The following is a 22172-nucleotide window of genomic DNA, read 5'->3' as shown; positions in this document are numbered from 1 at the left end:
CTTCGGACCGGCGGGGTCGTCGGCACGGTCACCGGACCACGAGGATCACGACGTCCGTGAGAGCGATCCCGACGGCGGAGTAGAAGGGTGCCCGGCCTCGGCCGACGAGGGCGAACCCTGCCAACCCTGCCACGAGAACGGCCCAGAGGACCGTCGGCGCGGAGGCCATCGAGCTCGTGACGAGGAGCAGGACCGAGGCCGTGACGAGCAGCGCGACCGCGAGCAGAGTGCTGCGCCGCGCGCCGAGCCGGTGCGGGAGTCCGCGGACGCCGGTGGCGGCGTCGTCCGCGAGGTCGGGGACGACGTTGAGCAGGTGGGCGCCGACGCCGAGCAGGGCGCCACCGGCGACGACCTCGGCCGGTGGGGGCGACCCGCCGGCGAGGTGGACGAAGACCGGCAGGCCACCGAACGACACGGCATACGGGAGCCACGACGCCACGGTCGCCTTGAGCCAGAGGTTGTAGGCCCAGGCCGAGGCGACGCAGACCAGGTGGACGAGGCCGGGCACGACCCCGCACGCCAGCGAGAGGACGACCGTGGCCACGACCGCCGCGGCGCAGGCCCGCTGGACGGTCGGGACGTGGATCGCACCGGTCGCGAGCGGCTTGTCGGACCGGCCGACAGCGGCGTCACGCACCCGGTCGCGCAGGTCGTTGGACCACCCGACCGACAGCTGGCCGGCCAGCACGGCAGCCGTCACGGTGGCGACCCGCGCCGGTGAGAGGCCGGCGGACAGGCCGAGGAGGCAGGAGAGGACGGTGACCGCGAGCGCCGGGCCGGGGTGCGCCGCCCGCAGCAGGGTCCCGGCGGCGCTCGTCACCCCCTCACCCTAGGCACCGACTCGTTAGGGTGACGGCATGTCGCTCCACCCCGCCGCTCCCGAGGACCTGCCCGCGCTCACGGCGGCCTACGTCCAGACGATCCAGTCGATCAGCGACCTCGGGCACTCCCTGCGTCCCGGCGACGTCGAGCGCGAGACCCAGTGCCCGGGGTGGACGGTGCTCGACCAGTTCGCGCACGTCGTGAGCCTCGAGGCGTGGGTGCAGGGCGAGGAGCCGCCGGAGCCCGACGCCGACGCCGACGACACGGCGCAGAGGCCGGGCATCGGCGGCATCGTCGACCGGTTCCTCGCGTCGCGTCGCGACCGCTCCCTCGAGGAGCTGCTCGAGGAGCTCGACGACCTCGCCACGAGCCGGGTCCAGCACCTCGAGGCCGAGACCACCTCGCCCGACGACCCCGCCATCGGTCCGTTCGGCGCGACCACGCTCCACGGGCTCATGGAGAACCGGCTGTTCGACCTCTGGGTCCACGAGCAGGACATCCGTGAGGCCATCGGCCGCCCGGGCAACCTCGACGGCCCCGCGGCCGCGCACGTGGTGCGGCTGCTCTTCGCGGCGCTGCCCCGCATCGTCGCGCGCACGGCGCAGGTCCCCGACGGCCACGCCGTCATCCTCGACCTCAGTGGGCCCGTCGTCGGGCGCGCGGGCGCCCGGGTCGAGGAGCGCGACGGGAAGCCGCACGGCATACCGCTGTTCACCGGCGACACCGAGCAGCACCCTGACGTCGTCACGACGACGATCACCATGTCGACCCAGGCAGCGACGCGGCGCGCGGCCGGCCGGGTCAGCACGCAGGACACCCACGTCACGGTGACCGGCGACGAGGACATCGCCCGTCGCGTCCTCGACGCGCTCGTCATCGCCCCCTGACCCGCCACTCCCCGGCCCCCACGCGCGGGTTCTCGGGTTCACACGTTCCCGGGAGACAGTTGCGTCGCGCAACCATCCGGGTGCACACTTGCTTGTATGCCGCAAGCAACTGAGCCGTCGGACGACCGGGCCGGCCTCGGGGACTCCCTCGTCCGCGCGATGAAGCTCATGGGGGCCGTCAAGCAGCGCGCCCCCCGGGTCAACCCGCAGGTCGACCCGATCGGCTACCCGCTGATGTTCAACCTCACCGGCGAGCCGCGCCGCGTCTCCGAGATCGCCGAGCGCGTCTACCTCGACGTCTCCACCGTGAGCCGCCAGGTGAGCGCGCTCGTCGGCCAGGGCTACGTCTCCCGGGTCGCCGACCCGAGCGACGGACGCGCCCACATGCTCGCCCTCACCGACGAGGGCCGGCAGCACCTGACCGAGATCCGCGAGCGTCGCAACTCCTGGCTCGGCGAGGTCACCGCCGACTGGAGCGACGACGACGTCGCCACCTTCGCCTCGCTCCTGCGCCGCTTCGCCGACGACGTCGAGGCCCACCCCTTCTTCACGCCCAAGGACCCCACATGAGCACCACCGCCACGGACCAACCCCTGTCCCACAGGCAGATCGTCACGATCCTCGTCGGGCTCATGTCCGGCATGTTCCTCGCCGCCCTCGACCAGACGATCGTCGCCACGGCCATCCGCACCATCGCCGACGACCTCAAGGGTCTCGAGCACCAGGCGTGGGCGACGACGGCCTACCTCATCACCTCGACGATCGTCACGCCGCTCTACGGCAAGCTCTCCGACATCTACGGCCGCAAGAAGTTCTTCACCGCGGCCATCACGATCTTCGTCATCGGGTCGGTGCTCTGCACCTTCTCGACGTCGATGTTCGAGCTCGCGGCGTTCCGCGCGGTGCAGGGTCTCGGCGCCGGCGGCCTCTTCTCGCTCGCGCTGGCCATCATCGGCGACATCGTCCCGCCGCGTGAGCGCGCGAAGTACCAGGGCTACTTCCTCGCCGTGTTCGGCACCTCGTCGGTGCTCGGCCCGGTCGTCGGTGGCTTCTTCGCCGGCACGGACTCGATCCTCGGCATCACCGGCTGGCGCTGGGTCTTCCTCGTCAACGTCCCGATCGGCATCGCCGCCCTCGCGCTCGTGTCCAAGACCCTGCACCTGCGCCACCAGCGCCTCGACCACCGCATCGACTGGACCGGCGCAGCGCTGCTGTCCGTCGCCCTCGTGCCGCTGCTGCTCGTCGCCGAGCAGGGCCGCGAGTGGGGCTGGGGCTCGACCAACGCGATCGTCTGCTACGTCATCGGTGTCGTCGCCGCCGTGCTCTTCTTCTGGCAGGAGGCCCGGATGGGGGCCGAGGCGATCCTCCCCCTCTCGCTCTTCCGCAACCGCACGGTCGCCGTCTCGTCGGCCGCGTCGATCATCATCGGCATCGCGATGTTCGGCGGCCTGGCCGCGCTCCCGCTCTACCTGCAGATCGTCAAGGGCGCCTCGCCGACCGAGGCCGGCCTGCTCCTGCTGCCGCTGACCCTCGGCATCATGTCGGGCTCGATCATCTCGGGCCAGGTCATCAGCCGGACCGGCCGCTACCGGAAGTTCCCCATCGCCGGCGTCACCCTGCTCATGCTGTCGCTCTTCGCGTTCCACTACGTGCACTACGACACGCCCCTGTGGCAGACGATGGTCGTCATGGTCTTCTTCGGCCTCGGGCTCGGCTTCAACTTCCAGCCGCTCACCCTCGCCGTGCAGAATGCCGTGCCGCCGCAGCAGATCGGCGTCGCCACGTCGACAGCGACGTTCACCCGCCAGATCGGCGGCACCATCGGCACCGCCGTCTTCCTGTCGATCCTCTTCTCGCTCGTCCCGGAGAAGATCGCCGGCGCCATGCGCACCGTCGCCCCGACGCCGGACTTCCAGGAGGCGCTGCGCGACCCGGCCAACGCCGAGTTCGCCAGGCAGCTGGCGCAGTCGCAGGCCGGAGGTGACGCCGCGGCGGCGAGCAGCGGTGTGCTGCAGGACAGCTCGTTCCTCAGCACCCTCGACGAGCGGCTGGCCAAGCCGTTCCTCATGGGCTTCTCCGAGGCGATGGACCACGTGTTCCTCGTCGGGTCCGCCGTCATGGTGCTCGGCTTCCTCATCATGTGGCTCCTGCCCGAGGTCGAGCTCCGCAAGGGCTCGGCCTACCAGGAGCGCAACGACGCCGACGCCGATGCCGGAGCCGCGGCCAGCCACTGAGCCCGCCCTTCACGAGAGAGCGGCCCCGTCGATCGTCGACGGGGCCGCTCTACGGTGCAGGGGTGCGGTCAGCAGGAGCCGTACGACCAGCCCCACAGACCCTGCGTGCGGGTGACGCACTTCGTGCCCCAGATGCGCTGGTCCCAGTACTTCACGTAGACGCCGCCGCTGCAGTTGTAGGCCAGACCGGTGCCGCTGTAGGGGTCCCCGGGGCCGGCGTAGACGCAGCCGTAACCGTTGAACGTGTCGGTGTAGATGGTGATGGGGGCGCTGCCTCCACCTCCCGGCGTGGTCGCGTGCGCGGCCACGGGCACGGCCACGGGCACGGCGAGGGCGAAGCCGGCCGTGGCGACGGCGGCGAGCGCGGTCAGGATGCGCTTCATGACGGTCCTCCTCTGATCGGGACGGGGAGGCACCCTGCCCGGTGCGGACCCGTCCCGCTGCACCGAGTCCGCACCGTCGAGCTCCCTCCCCCGGAGCTGGCGCCGCAGGGCGCCGCCGCACATGCTGCCGCGGGCAGCGCCGCGACGTCACGCATCCTGCAGGTTCCTGCAGTGCGGCGGGCACGGTGCAGCGGCGGCACGCGCGGCCACCCGACTCAGCCGCGCAGGGGACTCCCCGAGCGCCCCAGCCGGAAGCCGGGCGAGAAGCGTGAGCGCACCTGCAGCGCCTCGAGGATCTGGTCGATGTCGGAGCGCACGGTGCGCACACTGATCTCGAGGCTGCGGGAGATGGCCTCGTCGGTCATCCCGGCCTGCATGAGCCCGACGATGCGCTGCTGGCGGTCGCTGAGCTGCGGCGCGGTGGCTCGCTCCTGCCCGCACGCGATCGCCGACGACATCACGGCGTTCCAGTAGCGCATCGCCAGCTCGAGGACGCGTGGCGAGCGCACGACGATGACCGAGTAGTCGTCGCCGACGGTGGGTCCGTCGAGGAGGACGACCTCGCGGTCGACCACCTTCATCTGGATCTCCGTCAGGCCGAAGAGGTAGTCGCCGACCGGCTCGCCGATGATGAGCTGACGGGACTCGTCGTCGAGCCGCTCGTCGTCGAAGACGCTCACCATCTCGAGACCTCGCAGCACGGTGTCGCGGTTGTGGGGAAGGCTGAGTCGCAGCTGTGCGGCGGTGGCCGTGGGTCGCACCGACAGCAGGTGCTGCCAGGCGGCGGACTCCGCCTGCAGCCAGGGGTTGACCTCGTCGCCCACGGCGCCGATGGCGCACTCCCGCGCCGTGCCGTCCTCGATCGACTGGCAGAGCTGGCCACGGGCCGCCCAGAGGGCCATGCCCACGTCCGTCACCGCGGCGCGCTGCGCCTGCGCGAAGCGGCCCCGCGGCCACGGCCTCGTGCTCGCCAACTCACCCTCCCCTCTGCCCGTGGACTCCTGCGGGAACCGACTCTAGGACGTCTCCGCGGGTCGCGCCCCTCGCACGGACCGCCCCAGGACGCGACCCCACGCCGCAGCGATGACCGCGGACAGCAGCGCGGCCGCGACCGGCAGCGCGAACGTCTCGTGGGCGCCCCAGGAGTCGACGAGGATGCCGCTCAGTGCCGTCCCCGAGGCCAGTCCGATGAGGAGGCCGGTGATGACCACGGCCATGCCCTCGGTGAGGAAGGCTCGGGGCACGAGGTGCTGCACGAGCGTCATCCCGGTGATGAGGGTGGGGGCGGTGGCGGAGCCGGCCACGAACATCATGAGGGTCAGGCCCCAGAGGCTGTCGATGAGCAGCACCGGCGCCTCGAGGACGAACATCCCCAACGCACACCACACGAACCGCCTGGCGATCGAGCCGGTGAACTTCCGGGTCCCGAAGACGATCGCCGACAGCGCCGAGCCGAGTGCGAAGGCGCCGAGGATCACCGAGCTCATGCCGGTCCGGCCCGCCTCGTCGGCGACGGCCACCGCCACCACCTCGTTGCCACCGAACACCGCACCGACCATGAACAGCGCCGCCGCCACGGCCGCCACACCCGGCCGGGCGATGGCCAGACCGTGCGGGCGCTCGTCGTGCGGGACGACGGGCGGCTCCGAGCGCCGCTCGGCGAGGAAGAGCACCGACCCCGCGGTGAACACGACGTAGGCGAGGAGCAGCCCGGCCTCGGGGAAGAGCGTCGTCGCGGCGAGCACCCCGAGCACCGGACCGAGGACGAAGGTCGCCTCCTCGATGACCTGCTCGAGCGACATCGCCGCGTGCAGGGCGTCGGGCTCGTCGCGCAGCAGGTGCGCCCAGCGGGCCCGGGACATGGGCCCCATCTCGGGGAGGAAGGCTGACACGGCATACCCGACGAAGAGGGTCCACGCGGGTGCGCCGACCGCGGACAGCGCCACGGTGACGAGTCCGGCGACGAACGTCATGAGGATGAACGGCATCGACGCGCGACGCTGGCCGTGCTTGTCGACGAGGCGGCCGATGACCGGACCCGCGACCGCGAGGACGACGATGCCACCGGCAGAGACCGCGCCGGCGAGGCCGTAGGAGTCGCGCCGGGTCGCGATCATGACGATGATCGCGACCCCGAACATCGCGCCGCCGACCCGCGACAGTGCTCCGGCCGCGAGGAACCGCGTGGCCCCGGGGATCGCGAACAGGGGGCGGTACGTCGAGAGCACCCGCCAACTCTGTCACGAGTCGGCGGGTGCTCTCGATCGAGCTCGAGCGGTGGGCTCAGCCCCAGACGAGCGCCCGGGCCGGGTCGGCGAGGATCGCGGCGACGTCGGCGAGGTAGCGCGACCCGAGCTCGCCGTCGACGAGGCGGTGGTCGAAGCTCAGCGCGAGCGTCGTCACCGACCGCGGGACGATGCTCTCCTCGCCGGACTCGTCGGTGACGACCCACGGGCGGCGGCTGATCGTGCCGAACGCGAGGATCGCGGCCTCCCCGGGGTTGAGGATCGGGGTGCCCGCATCGATGCCGAAGACACCGATGTTGGTGATGGTCACCGTGCCGCCGGACATGTCGGCCGGCTGCGTGCGCCCCTCGCGTGCGGTGGCGGTGAGGGCACCGATGGCCTCGGCGAGCCCACGGAGGTCGAGCCGGTCGGCGTCCTTGATGTTCGGGACGACGAGCCCGCGCGGGGTCGCCGCGGCGATGCCGAGGTTGACGTAGCTCTTGAGGACGATCTCCTGGGCCTGCTCGTCCCACGAGGCGTTGATGCCGGGGTTGCGACGCGCCGCGATGATCATCGCCTTGGCGAGGATGAGCAGCGGCGTCACCTTGACGTCCCTGAACTCCTTGTCCTTCTTGAGCTTCGCGACGAGGTCCATGGTCGCGGTGACGTCGACGGTGACCCACTCGGTGACGTGCGGCGCCGTGAACGCACTGCCGACCATCGCCTGCGCGGTCATCTTGCGCACGCCCTTGATCGGCACGCGCACCTCTCGCTCACCGGAGCCGAACGGTCCGTATGCCGGTGCAGCAGAACCGGTCCCGGCCGCCGGCGCCGTCGTGGCCCCGGCCGAGGCGTCGGATGAGCCGGCAGCGGCGGGTGCGGCCGCGGCATACGACTCGACGTCGGAGCGGGTGACGATGCCACCCTCACCCGAGGCGGGCACGGAGGCGAGGTCGACGCCGAGGTCCTTCGCGAGCTTGCGGACCGGCGGCTTGGCGAGCACCTTGCCACCGCCGGCGGCGCCGTCCGCACCGCTTGCGTCTGCGGAAGTGGCGGCTCTAGCAGCCGGATCCGCAGACGCTGCCGGAGCCGGAGCCGGAGCCGGAGGAGCAGCGGGGGCGGCGGGGGCGGAGGGAGCGGCGGCCTTGCGCGCGCGGCGGGTCGTGCCACCGGCCTTCGGGCCGTAGCCGACAAGCGTCTTGACCGGCTCCTCCTCGATCTCGGCGTCGGCGGCCGCGGCGGCGTTGCCGGGCCCGACCTCGACCGAGCTCTGCGCACCGGCCTGGACGTCGGGGACGGTGGCGGTGGCGGGCGCGGAGTCCCCTCCCTGACCGTCGTCGATGGTGATGATCGGCGTGCCGACCTCGACCTCGTCGCCGACGCTCACGAGCAGCGCCGAGACCGTGCCGGCCCAGGGGATGGGCAGCTCGACGAGCGACTTGGCCGTCTCGATCTCGACGACGATGTCGTTGACCTTGACGGTGTCGCCGACGGCGACCTTCCACTCGACGATCTCCGCCTCGAGCAGGCCCTCACCGGGGTCGGGGAGGTTGAAGTGCTTGGCACCCATGAAGTCGTTCTCCTCAGACAGGTCGGGTCAGTGGGACAGCGCGCGGTCGACGCCGTCGAGCACGCGGTCGAGGTCGGGCAGGTAGTGCTCCTCGAGCTTGCTCGCGGGGTAGGGCGTGTTCCAGCCGGCGACGCGGATGACCGGCGACTCCAGCGAGTAGAAGCAGCGCTCGGTGACGAGTGCGGCGATCTCGGAGCCCACCGACACGAACGACGGCGCCTCCTGGGCGACGACGAGACGGCCGGTCTTCTCGACCGAGCGGGTGATGGCGTCGATGTCGAGCGGGCTCACCGAGCGCAGGTCGATGACCTCGATCGAGGTACCCTCCTCCTCGGCGACCTTTGCGGCGTCGAGGCAGGTGCGGACCATGGGGCCCCAGCAGGCGAGCGTCACGTCGGTGCCCTCGCGCACGGTGTGCGCGGAGAACAGGTCGCGTGGCGCGGCGGGGGCGTCGAAGTCGACCTCGCCCTTCTCGTGGTAGCGCCGCTTGGGCTCGTAGAAGATCACCGGGTCGTCGCACTCGATGGCCTGCTGGATCATCCAGTAGGCGTCCTCGGGGTTGGAGCAGAAGACGACGCGCAGACCGAGCGTGTGCGCGAAGTAGGCCTCGTTGGACTCACTGTGGTGCTCGACCGCGCCGATGCCGCCACCCATGGGGATGCGGACGACGACGGGCACCTTGACGGCGCCGCGCGAGCGCGAGTGCAGCTTGGACAGCTGCGAGACGATCTGGTCGAACGCCGGGTAGACGAAGCCGTCGAACTGGATCTCGACGACGGGCCGGTAGCCGCGCAGGGCCAGCCCGATGCCGGTGCCCATGATCCCGGACTCGGCGAGCGGGGTGTCGATGACCCGGTCCTCGCCGAAGTCCTTCTGGAGGTGCTCGGTGATGCGGAAGACGCCACCGAGCTTGCCGATGTCCTCGCCCTGGAGGATGACCTTGGGGTCGTTCTCCATCGCCTTGCGCAGGCCCGCGTTGATCGCCTTGGCGATCGTGCTCTTGGTCGTCGTCATGCCCGCGCCTCCTCGGCCGCGAAGGAGTCGTTGTATGCCGTGAAGGCCGCCTTGTCGTCCTGCACCTGGCGGTGCGGCTCGACGTAGACCTGGTCGAAGATGTCGGACACGTCCGGGTCGGCCATCGACACGGTCGCGCTGCGCACGTGCTCGCCGAGCTCGTCGGCTTCGCGGTCGATCGCGTCGAAGAAGTCGGCGTCGGCGATGCCCTCGGAGGTGAGCCAGCGGCGGTAGCGGGCGATCGGGTCGCGCAGCTTCCAGATCTCGACCTCCGCGGAGACGCGGTACTTGGTCGGGTCGTCGGAGGTCGTGTGGGCGGCCATCCGGTAGGTGAACGCCTCGATGAGGGACGGGCCCTCACCGGAACGGGCACGGTCGAGCATGGCGGTCGTCACGGCATACACACCGAGGACGTCGTTGCCGTCGACGCGGATGCCGGGGAAGCCGAAGCCGTCGGCGCGCTTGTAGATCGGCGCTCGGGTCTGGCGCTCGTTGGGCTCGGAGATCGCCCACTGGTTGTTCTGGCAGAAGAAGACGACGGGGCTGTTGTAGACACCGGCGAAGACGAAGGCCTCGTTGTTGTCGCCCTGGGCGGTGGCCCCGTCGCCCATGCAGGCGATGACGGCGGCGTCGCGCTCGGGGTCGTCGGTGCCGACGGCGCCGTCGCGCTGGATGCCCATGGCGTAGCCGGTGCCGAGCAGGCTCTGGTTGCCGATGACGATCGTGTAGGGGTGGAAGCCGAACTCGGCCGGGTCCCACGCGCCCTTGTCGACGCCGCGGTACATCGCGATGAGCCGCATCGGGTCGACGCCGCGGGCCCAGGCGATGCCGTGCTCGCGGTAGCCGGGGAAGCAGTGGTCCTGCGTGCGCATCGCGCGGCCGGCGCCGATCTGGGCGGCCTCCTGGCCGAGGAGCGAGGCCCACAGGCCGAGCTCGCCCTGACGCTGGAGAGCGGTGGCCTCCTGGTCGACGCGACGGATGAGGACGAGGTCGCGGTAGAGGCCGCGGAGGTCGTCGTTGCTCATCGCGTCGATGATCTCGTCGTACTGCGCGTTGGCGATGCGCTCACCCTCGGGGGTGAGGAGCTGGACCATGTCGGGGCCGCCATCGGCCGCCGAGCGGGGCTCTGCTGGTGCTGCCGGGTCCACCGAGACGTGGTGGTCGATCCCACCGGTCGGCGGGGTGGCAGCGACGTCGGTGTCGCTCACGGGCGCTCCTGTTCCCTGGGGGACCCGCTCGTGGCGGATGCCCGGCTCGGGCCGCCGGCTCCTCGCGCTCGTGCGCGCGCGGCCCGGACGGCGGTGTCTGGGGAGTCATGTTCGGGGTGTGAACCGTGCTCCCAAGCCTGCTGGGGCCCAACGTACCGCGAGGGCGCCATCACCTCCCAAACGTGCTGGCCGATGCCCCCACGGGAGGTAGGTTCCGGGCATGCGTCGCCGCCGTTGGCCCCGGGTCCTTGCCGCCGTCCTCGTCCTCGTCGTCGTCGCCGCGGTCGGTGGCTACTGGTACGCACGACCGCTGCTGCGCACGGGCACCGGCTACGCCGCGCACAACGCCTGCGCCCTGGCCTTCGTCGCCGAGCGGTCGAACCCGGGGACCGACCTGCCGCCGAACCCGCTCGTGCCCTACCTGTCGACGAGCGTCGACGACGACGCCAAGCGGGCGAGGACGTCGATCAAGGGCCTGCTCGCCGGCCAGGAGGCCGCATGGTCCCCCGAGACCGGGTGCACGGTCGGCGGTGCGCCCGAGGTGGCGACGCCGGGCCCCGCACCCGCCGCGGGCGGGACCAACCCGTTCACCACGGCGAGCAGCACCGACGACCCGGAGGTGGCCCGGCTCATCGCCGCGGCCTTCGGCGACGAGCTCGGCGACGTCGAGCGCGAGCGGCTCGGCACCCGCGGCGTCGTCGTCGTCCGCGACGGCGCCATCGTCGGCGAGCGCTACGCCGACGGCTTCACCCAGGACACGCCGCAGCTCGGCTGGTCGATGACGAAGTCGGTGACCAACCTCCTCACCGGGCGCCTCGTTCTCGAGGGCGCGGTCCGGCTCACCGACGACCACCTGCGCCCCGAGTGGAAGGACGACCGCGCGAAGATCACCGTCGACCAGCTGCTCCGGATGACCGGCGGCCTCGCCTGGGACGAGACCTACGACCTCGGCACACCGATCACCCAGATGCTCTACGGCGAGCGCGACATGGCCGGCTACGTCGCCTCGCAGGAGCTCGCGCACGCCCCCGGCACCCACCAGCAGTACTCCAGCGGCAGCACGACGCTGCTCTGCTCGGTCCTCGGCGCCAGGGCGAAGGCGACCTCGCGGCTCGCGGCGGCCCAGGTGTTCGCACCCCTCGGCCTGCGCTCGGCGGTGCTCGAGACCGACGGCGTGGGGACGCCCGTGTGCAGCTCCTACCTCTGGGCCACGCCCCGCGACTGGGCAGCGCTCGCCCAGCTCGCCCTCCAGGACGGCGTCTGGGGCGGACAGCGCCTGCTCCCCGAGGGCTGGATGGCCGCGTCGACCAAGGTCACCCCGGTCCCGAGCTCCGAGGAGAAGGGCTACGCGGCCGGCTGGTGGTCCAACACCGACGCCGACGGCAGCCTCGTCGAGCCGACCCTCACCCCCGACACGTACTCGATGCAGGGCCACGACGGCCAGCGCGTCTACGTCGTCCCGAGCAAGCGGCTCGTCGTCGTGAGGCTTGGCTTCAGCCCGGAGATGTCGGGCGAGGACCCGGCGGTCGTCCCCCTCGTCGCCGCGCTCTCGCGCTGAGGACCGGCCCGGGAACCGTTCGCGGGCGGCCCGCGTCGTAGGTTCATGACCATGCCGACGCGCCCGCACCGACAGACGATCTCGTATGCCGTGAGCGCGCTCTGCGCTCTCACGCTCCTCACCGCCTGCGGTGGGGCGGGGGATGCCGGCTCCGACGTGGGACCCTCGGACATGCCCTCGTCAGCGTCCTCGTCACCGACCTCGCAGCCGTCCGGCCCGGCCGGGACCAGCCCGAGCATGCCGTCGAGCGGTCGCGCCCGCCCCACGACGATGACCGGCCGGGTGACGAGCACCGACAACGGCTGCACCGTCTTCAAGAACGACCGCGGCGCCACGCAGTGGGTCCTCATCGGCGAGACGGGGACGCTGCGGGCCGGGACGGCATACATCGTCGAGGGTGTCGCGATGGACGCGATGGACCCGGCATGCCCGCAGGGTCTGCCGTTCCAGGTGACGAAGGTGACCGAGGGGACGTTCGTCGAGGACCTCACCCCGCCACCGCCCGCCAAGGGTTCGGGCGTGACGACGCTCACCGGTGTCGCGGCGCAGGGCGTCGAGGCCGGCTGCCGGGTCCTCCAGACCGACAAGGGCGTCTTCGTGCTCGTCGGCAAGATCCCGGTGCCCGACGGTCGCGTCGAGGTCCGGGGGGTCGCCCGCGTCGACATGGCGACGACCTGCCAGCAGGGCACGGCGTTCGAGGTGCTCAGCGTGCGCGTCCTCGGCTGACGACCGGTCCGGCCACGGGCCGGGACAGCGAAGGGCCCCGCGGCGAATGCTCGCCGCGGGGCCCTCTGCGTGGTGTCAGGCGAAGGTCACGGGGTGACCGACCCGATGAGGACCTGGCCCGTGCCGAGGAGTGCTCCCTGGTCGGACAGGACCTGCATCTCACCGGAGACCTGGCGTCCGGCCTCCGGGACCGCGGCCACCGTCACCGCACCCGTCACCGACGTCGAGGCACCCTGCGCGAGGGCGGTCGTCGTCGACGGGACCGTGAGGGTCCCGAGGCCGGGCGAGTAGAAGGCGTCGAGGTAGTCGTACTGGGTGGACCCGGACGGGACCGAGTAGGCGTCCACCTGCACGGTGTAGGTGCCGGCTGCGGGGTTGACCATGGTCACGGCCTCCTCGCTGTCACCGTCGGCCTGCTGCGCCACGATCGTCCCGGCCGCGTTGCGGACGAAGAGGTCGAGGTCGGCGCCGAGGTCGGACGGGTTGCCGATCTTGGCGGTGAACTTGGTCGCTCCCGCCGGGATCGTCACCGTGTAGGACTGGACCTCGTGGTTCGCGACCGTCTTGCGACCGGCGACGGCCGAGCCGAGCGGCCCACCCTTCGGTGCGATCGTGACGTCCGCGAACTGGTTGGTGACCGTCCACGAGACGGGGCTGGCGACGCCGACCTTTGCCGTGGGCAGGGTCTGCGTGGCCGGGTTGACGACGACACCCTGCGCGCTCGCGGTGAGCTTGTAGGGGTTGTTGAGCGTCGGCGTCGTCCGTCGAGCCTCGACCTGGAGCTCCCAGATGCCGGGGATCGGGTTGGCGTAGGCCCGCGAGAAGGCGTTGCAGCCGCCACCCGCGTTGTAGTTCGTGAAGCACACGAGCGACGAGGTGGACTCGACCGGGACGCCGTACGGGTTGTAGGCGATCCAGCGGACCTGCGATCCCGAGCCGATGCCACCGAGGTTGACCTGCAGCGACTTCGCGCCGGCCGGGACCGTCACGAAGAGCTTCTTGTTGAGGTTGCGCTCGACGGTGTCCGACTGCACCTGGCTGAACTTCGGCGAGGCGAGGTCCTGGGACAGAACCACCGTGAGAAGGACGCGCTTGTCGACCACGGAGGTCCGCGGGTCGTCGATCTCGAGGATGGCGGAGTGGACACCGGGCTTCGAGGTCTTGGCCCGGACCGACACGGTGCTCGCGGAGTCGAGGCCCAGCTTCACCTGCTTGGAGGCGAGGCTGAACGTGCCGTCGTTGCCGACCAACCGGAGCTGGTGCTGCACGTTGCCGTCCTTGCCCGAGTCACGGGTCACGGTGAGCGGGTAGGACTGCTCGACACCCGAGCGGAGCCCACCAGCGTCGGCGGCGCAGCGGTTGTAGAGACCCGTGCCCTTGTCGGGGGTGGCCAGCAGCGAGGAGATCGGGGTGCACACCGGCGCCACGACCGTGTAGTCCTGCGAGGTGGGCTCGGTGCGAAGCAGCCGCCACGCGGCGGGCACGTCCATGAGCCCGGCACCCTGGCCGATGGCCTCGAGGTCGCGCTGGTAGTTGGCCGACGAGTAGATCGAGTCGCGCAGCTGGCGCGGCGTGACCGACACACCCTGGGCCTTGGCGGCCGAGAGCAGGAGCGCGCCGGCGCCGGCGGCCTGCGGCGACGCCATCGAGGTGCCGTTGAAGTGGGCATAGCCCGGGGGCAGGTCGTAGCCGGCCTCGGGGACCGGACCACCCGGCTGCCACGTCGGGATCGACGAGATCGCCGAGCCCGGCGCCATGATGTTGGGCTTGAAGCCACCGTCCTCACGCGGACCGCGCGAGGAGTAGTTGTGCAGGGCGAGCTTGCTGCTCACGTCGGCGCCGTAGTTGGACTTCCAGGTCTCCTTGGTGATCGAGGAGGCCACGGAGATGACGTCGGTGGCGACCGACGGGTCACCGATCGAGTTGATGCCCGGACCGCTGTTGCCGGCCGAGATGACGATCTGCACGCCGTAGGTGCTGATCAGGGCGTCGTAGAGCCGGGCTCGGGCGTTGTTGCCGTCGTTGAGCGCCGGGAGGCCACCGATCGACATGTTGACGATCTGGACACCACGGTTGACGACGAGGTCGACCATGCCGTCGGTCAGCGCGACAGCAGTGCAGCCGCCACCCCACGAGCAGGCGCGGCTGGAGACGATCTTGGCGCCGGGCGCCTGACCGTTCATCGCACCACCGAGGAGCGAGTGGCCCGCCGCGATGCCGGCGACGTGGGTGCCGTGCGCGGCCTCGACGACGCCGATGTTGACGAAGTCGGCCTTCTGGCCGGGGAGGCCGGCGGGGGTGAGGTCGACGTCCTCGCGGTACTCGACGACGAACGGCATCGACTCGGCGATCGGCGTCGCCGGGTTGTCGACACCGAAGTGGCCGATGTCGAACTTCTCCTTGTAGGGGCGCATCTTCTCGTCGGGCGAGAAGACGAAGTCCTGGTTGGCGTCGACCCAGATGTCGTTGGTCTTCTCGTCGTAGAGGATGCCCCAGCGATCGGTGGTGTCACCGTCGCGGTTGAAGTCACCGGCCGCCTCGTCGTTCAACGAGATGCTCTCGGCGACCCGGTTGAACTTGTAGGTGCCGGCGGGCGCGGTGTAGGTCCCGACACCGGCGATGGTGAAGGTCGGGCCCGTGACGCTGGTGAGCATGGGGCGCCAGGACGCGTCGTTCTCGAGCAGCGGGTCGGTGCCGGTGACCCAGTCGACGATCTTGCGCTCGCCCGTGGAGGTCTTCTGCAGCGCGGGGTGGTCGAGGTCGACCCCGGAGTCGATGACGCCGATGGTGACGCCCCGACCGTCGAACGTCGGGTTGGCCTTCTTGAAGGCGATCGACCCCGTGTCGCGGGTCGGCATGAACGGATTGTCGTCGGGCGTCGACGCCCCGGGGGCCGCAGTGGCAGCGGCCTTGCCCCCACCGGCCTTCTGAGCCTCGGGCTTGGGGAGCGGGATGCTCTCGTTGAGGTCGACCGCGAGGATGGCGGCGTTCTTGGCCACGGCGTCGACCTTGCCCGTGGGCACGCTGGCGCTGATGTAGCCGAGCTTGTCGTTGACCGTGGCGACGACACCACCGCTCGCCCTGATGGCCTTGACCGCGTCCGCGGTCTTGCCCTTGCTGGTCGCGATCATGACGACGACCCGCGCGGCCTTGCTGTCGACAGCCTTCTCGAGGAGGTCGCGGTCGTGGCGTCCGAGCTTGTCGGCGGACTTGGTGGGTTTGACCTTGCCGTTCTGCGGCTCCGCCTTGGGCGTCTTCGCCACGGTGATCTCACGGTCTCGCGGAGCCGCCCCGGACGGGGGCGCTGCAGCCGTGACGGCAAGTGCCGCGGCTGCGATTCCGGTGACCGTCGTGAAGGTGCGGCGCATGGTGCGTCGGGTCACGTCGGTGTCCTCTCGGGTCCTCGTGAGCACAGGGGGCCCACGACTCGCACCCGCAGGGAACGGGCGGAACCGTCAGTCTGACCTCTGGACGCGCGACCCGCTAGAGGTCACGCAGAGAAAATTGTGGGATACGCGGGGATCAATTCTGCATTCCACCCCTTCGGGTGGTGCCCGGGGGCCGTCATGGACGGTGGTCGGGCCACTCAGCCAGCGGCCCGCCTCGCCACGTCCCGCAGCGCGGCCACGGTGCGCCGGACGACGGCCCGCTCCGCCCGGTCGGGCCGTGACATCGCGACCACCCAGCGGCGTGCGTTGACGCCTCGCAGCGGCCGCAGCACGACACCCTCACGGGGGCGGGTCGTGAACCGGGGCAGCAGGGCGAGCCCGACCTCAGCGGCGACGAGGGCCTCGGCGATCCGGTTGTCGCGGATCCGCTGGGTCACGGTGACGGGACGCCCGGTCACGCGGGCGACGCCGTCGAGCACCGTCTCGAAGGGATAGCCCTCCGGCACCCCGACCCAGGTCTCGTCGACGACGTCCCGCGGCGAGAGCTCGTCCCTCGCCGCCAGCGGGTGCCCGCTCGGGACCGCGACGTCGAGCGGCTCCCGGACGAGCACCGTCCGGGCCAGTCGCTCGGCGCCCGCAGGGACAGCGCCCAGCAGGCTGTGGCCGATGACGACGTCGTGGTCGGCGGCGAGCTCTGCGTAGTCGGCCTCGGAGACGTCGGTGTCGGTGAGCTCGACCTCGATCCCGTCCGAGGCCAGGACGGCGAGGGCACCGGGCACGAGGAACTCCGCGGCACTCGTGAGGGCGGCGATCCGGACCCGTCCGGTCGGCCGCCCACGGAACTCGTCAAGCCGGGACTCCGCCCGGGCCAGGGCGCTCTCGACGTCGACGGCGGCCTCGGCCAGGAGCCGCCCGGCGTCGGTGAGGCGGAGCCCGCGCCCGGCGGGCTCGACGAGGGGCACGCCGAGGTCGCGCTCGGCGGTGCGCAGCTGCTGTGACACCGCCGACCCGGTGCGGTGGGTCGCGGCGGCGACCGCCGTGACACTGCCGCGGTCGGCGAGCTCTCGGAGCAGGCTGAGGTGACGCACGTCCATGCAGTGAGCCTAATGACTTGGGCAAGAAACATTCAGTAGACCGAAGCAGTCCTCGCCCGCACGATGGGACTGTGCCCATTCGCCACCGACTCCTCGCCGTCCTCGTCGCCGTCCTCTGGGGCCTGAACTTCATTGCGATCCACGCGTCGCTCGAGCAGTTCCCGCCGTTCTTCACGGTCGCCCTGCGCTGGGCGCCGCTGGCCATCGCCGCCGTCCTCTTCGTGCCCCGGCCCGATGTCGCCTGGCGGTGGGTCGTGCTCTACGGCCTCGGCTTCGGGATGCTCCAGTTCACCTTCCTCTACTGGGGCATGGCCGCCGGTATGCCGGCCGGTCTCGCCTCGCTCGTCCTCCAGAGCTCCGCGCCCTTCACCGTCGTCCTCGGGGCGATGCTCGGCGAGCACCTGTCGGCCCGGCGCGGGCTCGGCGTCCTCGTCGCGATGCTCGGACTCGGGATCGTCGGCTCGCAGCGCGGTGACGTCTCGGCGGTGTGGCCGTTCGTCCTCACGGTCCTCGGCGGGCTGGGCTGGGCCTTCGGCAACCTCGCGGTCCGCCGCGCCCGCTCGAGCCAGCCGGTCCGCCTGACGATGTGGATGAGCGTCGTGCCGCCCGTGCCCATGCTCCTGCTCAGCCTCGTCGTCGAGGGACCCTCGCGGATCGGCGACTCCCTCACGAGCCTCGGCACGTCGGTGGGCGGGACCGCGATCGCCGGGCTGCTCTACACGAGCCTCGTCGCCACCGTCGTCGGGACGGGCATCTGGTCCTGGCTCATGGCCCGACACCCCGCCGGGACGGTGGCGCCGTTCTCGATGCTCGTCCCGGTCACCGGCCTCACCGCGGCGTGGCTCGTCCTCGGCGAACGCCCGTCACCCGTGGAGTGGTTCGGGTGCGCCGTCGTCGTGGTGGGGGTCCTGCTCACGGCCGGCGGCCGGCACACGCCGCAGGTCGCGGACGCGACTCAGTCGCGGGGGAACGACGCAAGCACCTCGAGCAGCCGGTCGTTGGCCTCGGGCTCGGCGATCGTCGCGCGCACGCCGTCGGTGCCGTAGGGCCGCACGGTGAGTCCGGCCGCCTGGCACGCGGCCGCGAGCTCTGCGGTGCGCTCCCCGACGCCGAACCACACGAAGTTGGCGTCGCTGTCGGGGATGTCCCAGCCCTGCTCCTCGAGCGCGGCGACGACGCGGGCGCGCTCGCCGACGAGCTCCTTGACCCGCACGTCGAGCTCGTCGAACGCCTCGAGGGAGGCGAGGGCGGCGGCCTGGGCGAGCGAGTTCACACCGAACGGGATCGCCGCCTTGCGCAACGCCTCGGCCACCGGCTCGTGCGCCACGGCATACCCGACCCGCAGGCCCGCGAGGCCGTAGGCCTTGGAGAAGGTGCGCAGGACCGCGACGTTGGGGCGGGCGCGGTGGATGGCGAGAGCGTCGGGGGCGTCGTCGCTCGTGACGAACTCGAGGTAGGCCTCGTCGAGGACGACGAGCACGTCGTCGGGCACGCGGTCGAGGAACGCCTCGAGCTCGTCGGTGCGCACGCTCGGCCCGGTGGGGTTGTTGGGGGTGCAGACGAGGACGACCTTGGTCCGGTCGGTGATCGCCTGCGCCATGGCGTCGAGGTCGTGGCGCGCCTCGCTCGTGAGCGGCACCCGCACGGCGGTGGCACCGGCGAGCGCGACGAGGATCGGGTAGGCCTCGAAGCTGCGCCACGCGAAGACGACCTCGTCACCGGCGTCGCAGAGGGCGGTGATGATCTGGCCGAGGACGCCGACGCTGCCGGGCCCCGTGGAGATCCGCGCGGCGGGCACGTCGAGCCGCTCCGCGAGCGCCGCCGTGAGGGCCGTGACGCCCATGTCCGGGTAGCGGTTCATCTGCGCCGCCTGCTCGCGCACGACGTCGAGGACCGAGGGCAGCGGCGGGTACGGGTTCTCGTTGGACGACATCTTGTATGCCGTGACACCGGCCTGCGGTGCGGCCGGCTTGCCCGCGACGTAGGCGGGGACGGCGTCGAGCGACCCTCGCAGGCGCACGGGGGTGGGCGGTGTCGAAGGCGTGCCGTCGGTCATGCCCGTCACTGTATTGCCACCGGCGGGCGACGAGAGAGTGGCCACATCGCCCCGCGCCTCATTCCCCGGCCGCGGTGATCGTGGGAGAGTGACCGCGTGCAGAACTTCCTGATCCGGGTCCTCATCAACGCCGTCGCCCTCTGGGCCGCGGCCGGCCTCATCGACGGCATCAGCTTCGGCGACGACGACGCATGGACCAGCAAGGTCGTGACGATCGTGCTCGTCGCGCTGGTCTTCGGCCTCGTCAACGCCGTGATCCGGCCGATCGCCAAGGTGCTGTCGTTCCCGTTCGTCGTGCTGACGCTCGGCCTGTTCACGTTCATCGTCAACGCGTTCATGCTGCAGATCACCGAGTGGATCGCCGGGCCCCTCGGGCTGGCGTTCACGATCAAGGAGTTCTTCTGGGACGCCGTCTTCGGCGCCGTCATCATCACCATCGTGTCGTGGCTCCTCAGCGTCGTCCTGCCCGACGGCGACGACGACTGAGCCCGACCGCCGTCACGCCAGCCACCTGACACCGCCACCACCATGGGTCGTCACCACGCACAGTCCGCTGCGCCCAGCCAGCGCGGGGTCATCGCCGCCCTCGTCGTCGGAGGGCTCGTCGTCGCCGGAGGCGCCTACGCGCTCGGCAAGGGCACGGGCACGACCGACACCGCGGCCGCCGAGGGCGGGGGAGCCGCCTGCACCACCGCCCCGCTGCGCATCGAGGTCCCGACCGAGCTCGCCGACCTCGTCAAGACCCAGCTGGGGAGCGCTACCAGGGCCAACCCATGCCACCGCTACGAGGTGGTCGGGGGCCGCTCTTCAAGCGTCGCCAGCCGCATCCGGCAGGGCAGGGCCCCGGACGTGTGGATCCCCGACTCGTCGGTGTGGCTCGACCAGACGACCGCCGGCAGCACCGGCTCCAGCGTCAGGGCCGACTGGGTCGCGACCGGCTCGGTCGCGCACTCCCCCGTCGTGCTCGCCAATCCCGTGACGAGCCCGAACAAGCTGTCCGGCACGTTCTCGTCGTGGAACGACCTCATCAACAGGACCGGCGCGGTCCACCTCGCCAACCCGCACCTCGACACCGCGAGCCGCCTCGCCTTCCTCGGCTCACGCTCGGGTGCGGGCGCGACGACGAAGGACGTCACCGCTGGCCAGCGGATCATCCTGCTCTCGCGCTTCGCCGCGGCCGGCACCGGCGACCTGCTCGCCGGGGCCAAGGACCCATCGACGTCCTCGACCACCCGCAGCGAGCCGTTCCCGATCAGCGAACAGGGGCTCGCGGCATACACCGCAGGCAACCCCGGACTGCTCGTGCCGCTCTTCCCGAAGGCGGGCACGCTGTCGATGGACTACCCGTGGGTTCCCGCGCCCGACCTCGCCCCCGGCCTCAAGGAGGTCGCGGACGCCGGGCTGCGCGCCGTGACCTCGCCGGCAGCCGTCGAGGCGCTCACGAAGGCAGGCTTCCGCAGCGACGACGACACCGGCGGGCCGACGATCGAGGGGGTCGAAGCGACGAGCTTCACGACGCTCAGGGCCATGACCGGCGACGCCCGGCTGGCGGCGCTGCGCCAGTGGGACGTCCTCAAGGCCGACGCGCGGATGCTCGCGATCATCGACGTCTCCGGCTCGATGACGACCGTCGCCAAGGACACCGGCGGCAAGACCCGGGCCAAGGTTGCCGAGGAGTCGCTCATCACCGCGGTCAAGCAGCTGCCCGCCGGCAGCCAGGTCGGTGGCTGGATCTTCTCGACCGACAAGGGCGGCAAGGGCAAGGACTGGGCGCCCATCGCCCCCATCGCCCGGCTCGACGAGCCCGAGGGCGCGGCCACCCACCGCGACGCCATCGTCGCCGCGCTCACGAAGTTCCCGAGCTACATCAGCGGCGACACCGGGCTCTACGACACGACGGCAACGGCATACGCCGAGATGACGCGCACCTACGACCCCGAGTACTTCAACTCGGTCGTCATCATCACCGACGGCAAGAACGACGATCCCGGCGGCGGCCTGGAGCTCCCGCAGTTGCTCGCCCAGGTCACGAAGGCGCACGACCCGGCCAAGCCGGTCCGGATCATCACGATCGGCATGGGCGAGGCCGACCTCAAGGCGCTCCGGGCGATCGCCGCCGCGTCGGGTGGTGCGAGCTACACCGCCAACACCCCGGACGACCTGCTCACCGTCTTCGTCCAGGCCCTCCTCGCACGCGAGCCCTCCCAGGCCCCGTAGGGACGCGACCCACCACCACTCCTCGTCGGCCCGATTCGTCTACTACGACACGTCGTATTACTATGCGTCGTAGTAGCTGGAGGGACCGACCCGAGGAGACCGATGGAGCCCGTCGACCTGGCGAGGTGGCAGTTCGCCATCACGACCGTCTACCACTTCCTCTTCGTCCCGGTGACGATCGGACTGTCTTTCGTCGTCGCCGTGACGCACGTGGCGTGGGTGCGGACCCGCCGGCCGGAGTGGCTGCGCCTCACGAAGTTCCTCGGCAAGCTCTTCACGATCAACTTCGCGCTCGGCCTCGTCACCGGCATCGTCCAGGAGTTCCAGTTCGGGATGAACTGGTCGGACTACTCGCGCTTCGTCGGTGACGTCTTCGGCGCCCCGCTCGCGCTCGAGGCCCTGCTCGCGTTCTTCGTCGAGTCGACCTTCCTCGGGCTGTGGATCTTCGGGTGGGGGCGCATCCCCGAGAAGCTCCACGCGGCGACGATGTGGGTCGTCCACATCGGCACGCTGCTCTCGGCCTACTTCATCCTCGCGGCGAACTCGTTCATGCAGAACCCCGTCGGGTTCCGTTACAACGCCGAGAACGGCCGCGCCGAGATGACCGACTTCCTCGCGATCCTCACCAACAAGGTCCAGCTCGTCGCCTTCCCGCACGTCATCACCTCGGCCTACATGGTCGGTGGCGCGACGGTCATGGGCGTCGGCATCTGGCTGTGGCGCCGTGCCGCAGCCCCGGGCGCCGCCGATGCCGAGGACGTCCCGATGTACCGCCGCGCCACCCGCCTC

The 22172-nt window shown here is 71.3% G+C and carries 19 protein-coding genes; 9 read left to right on the top strand and 10 right to left on the bottom strand.

All coding sequences use genetic code 11. The features are described 5' to 3' along the window. Positions 1-28: 28 nt before the first annotated feature. Positions 29-820 carry a UbiA family prenyltransferase gene (locus tag KLO01_RS07655; protein ID WP_147063821.1) on the bottom strand — a complete coding sequence of 264 codons (792 nt, stop codon included), beginning with the start codon at positions 818-820 and terminating at the stop codon, positions 29-31. Between the two features lie 37 nt (positions 821-857). Between KLO01_RS07655 and KLO01_RS07650 the strand changes: the two genes are divergently transcribed. The 3 genes from KLO01_RS07650 to KLO01_RS07640 all read left to right on the top strand — a co-directional run bounded on the left by KLO01_RS07650 (position 858) and on the right by KLO01_RS07640 (position 3943). Beyond that, positions 858-1709, top strand: a complete 852-nt coding sequence (locus KLO01_RS07650) for a maleylpyruvate isomerase family mycothiol-dependent enzyme (RefSeq protein WP_147063819.1) — start codon at positions 858-860, stop codon at positions 1707-1709. A gap of 96 nt (positions 1710-1805) precedes the next feature. Further along, entirely contained in the window at positions 1806-2279 is a 474-nt protein-coding gene (locus tag KLO01_RS07645) for a MarR family winged helix-turn-helix transcriptional regulator (protein WP_147063817.1), read from the top strand. After that, positions 2276-3943 carry an MDR family MFS transporter gene (locus KLO01_RS07640; RefSeq protein ID WP_147063815.1) on the top strand — a complete coding sequence of 556 codons (1668 nt, stop codon included), beginning with the start codon at positions 2276-2278 and terminating at the stop codon, positions 3941-3943. Before KLO01_RS07645 ends, KLO01_RS07640 begins: the two co-directional genes overlap by 4 nt. A 68-nt stretch (positions 3944-4011) precedes the next feature. Here the strand turns inward: KLO01_RS07640 and KLO01_RS07635 are convergent, their stop codons facing one another. The 6 genes from KLO01_RS07635 to pdhA all read right to left on the bottom strand — a co-directional run bounded on the left by KLO01_RS07635 (position 4012) and on the right by pdhA (position 10229). Further along, positions 4012-4326, bottom strand: coding sequence for a hypothetical protein (locus KLO01_RS07635; protein ID WP_147063813.1), 315 nt, complete (start codon positions 4324-4326; stop codon positions 4012-4014). 215 nt (positions 4327-4541) lie between these two features. Continuing rightward, positions 4542-5300 carry a helix-turn-helix transcriptional regulator gene (locus tag KLO01_RS07630; protein WP_147063811.1) on the bottom strand — a complete coding sequence of 253 codons (759 nt, stop codon included), beginning with the start codon at positions 5298-5300 and terminating at the stop codon, positions 4542-4544. A gap of 42 nt (positions 5301-5342) precedes the next feature. Further along, positions 5343-6554, bottom strand: a complete 1212-nt coding sequence (locus tag KLO01_RS17120; RefSeq protein ID WP_186827960.1) for an MFS transporter — start codon at positions 6552-6554, stop codon at positions 5343-5345. 55 nt (positions 6555-6609) lie between these two features. Continuing rightward, positions 6610-8121, bottom strand: coding sequence for a dihydrolipoamide acetyltransferase family protein (locus KLO01_RS07625; protein ID WP_147063809.1), 1512 nt, complete (start codon positions 8119-8121; stop codon positions 6610-6612). 27 nt (positions 8122-8148) lie between these two features. Further along, entirely contained in the window at positions 8149-9135 is a 987-nt protein-coding gene (locus KLO01_RS07620; RefSeq protein WP_147063807.1) for an alpha-ketoacid dehydrogenase subunit beta, read from the bottom strand. Then, positions 9132-10229, bottom strand: coding sequence for a pyruvate dehydrogenase (acetyl-transferring) E1 component subunit alpha (gene pdhA, locus KLO01_RS07615; protein WP_147063966.1), 1098 nt, complete (start codon positions 10227-10229; stop codon positions 9132-9134). Before pdhA ends, KLO01_RS07620 begins: the two co-directional genes overlap by 4 nt. Positions 10230-10563: 334 nt before the next feature. Between pdhA and KLO01_RS07610 the strand changes: the two genes are divergently transcribed. Together KLO01_RS07610 and KLO01_RS07605 are read left to right on the top strand one after the other, a co-directional pair. After that, on the top strand, positions 10564-11901 hold the full coding sequence (locus KLO01_RS07610; RefSeq protein ID WP_147063804.1) for a serine hydrolase domain-containing protein: 1338 nt from the start codon (positions 10564-10566) through the stop codon (positions 11899-11901). Between the two features lie 51 nt (positions 11902-11952). Beyond that, the gene (locus KLO01_RS07605; RefSeq protein WP_147063803.1) at positions 11953-12627 is read left to right on the top strand and encodes a hypothetical protein; all 675 of its coding nucleotides are present in this window, start codon (positions 11953-11955) and stop codon (positions 12625-12627) included. A gap of 86 nt (positions 12628-12713) precedes the next feature. Here the strand turns inward: KLO01_RS07605 and KLO01_RS07600 are convergent, their stop codons facing one another. Then, positions 12714-16010, bottom strand: coding sequence for a S8 family serine peptidase (locus KLO01_RS07600; RefSeq protein ID WP_222611951.1), 3297 nt, complete (start codon positions 16008-16010; stop codon positions 12714-12716). Positions 16011-16213: 203 nt separating this feature from the next. Continuing rightward, positions 16214-17110 carry a LysR family transcriptional regulator gene (locus tag KLO01_RS07595; protein ID WP_147063801.1) on the bottom strand — a complete coding sequence of 299 codons (897 nt, stop codon included), beginning with the start codon at positions 17108-17110 and terminating at the stop codon, positions 16214-16216. A 71-nt stretch (positions 17111-17181) separates the two neighbouring features. Here KLO01_RS07595 and KLO01_RS07590 point away from each other — a divergent pair, with 71 nt between their 5' ends. Next, positions 17182-18156 (top strand): EamA family transporter, encoded by a 975-nt coding sequence (locus KLO01_RS07590; protein ID WP_147063800.1) that lies wholly within the window; start codon positions 17182-17184, stop codon positions 18154-18156. Here the strand turns inward: KLO01_RS07590 and hisC are convergent. Next, a complete protein-coding gene (gene hisC / locus KLO01_RS07585) occupies positions 18066-19166 on the bottom strand; it encodes a histidinol-phosphate transaminase (protein WP_147063799.1) in 1101 nt (366 codons plus the stop codon). The two genes, KLO01_RS07590 and hisC, sit on opposite strands and share 91 nt — an antisense overlap. 96 nt (positions 19167-19262) lie before the next feature. Here hisC and KLO01_RS07580 point away from each other — a divergent pair, with 96 nt between their 5' ends. The 3 genes from KLO01_RS07580 to KLO01_RS07570 all read left to right on the top strand — a co-directional run. Beyond that, positions 19263-19652 carry a phage holin family protein gene (locus KLO01_RS07580; RefSeq protein WP_147063797.1) on the top strand — a complete coding sequence of 130 codons (390 nt, stop codon included), beginning with the start codon at positions 19263-19265 and terminating at the stop codon, positions 19650-19652. A 42-nt stretch (positions 19653-19694) separates the two neighbouring features. Further along, a complete protein-coding gene (locus KLO01_RS07575) occupies positions 19695-21383 on the top strand; it encodes a substrate-binding domain-containing protein (protein ID WP_147063794.1) in 1689 nt (562 codons plus the stop codon). Between the two features lie 102 nt (positions 21384-21485). Further along, the coding region (locus KLO01_RS07570; protein ID WP_147063792.1) for a cytochrome ubiquinol oxidase subunit I at positions 21486-22172 on the top strand (687 nt) is incomplete at its 3' end.

Source organism: Knoellia locipacati (assembly GCF_007992835.1).
Lineage (GTDB): Bacteria > Actinomycetota > Actinomycetes > Actinomycetales > Dermatophilaceae > Knoellia > Knoellia locipacati.
This window is presented reverse-complemented; position numbering and strand designations above follow the sequence as displayed.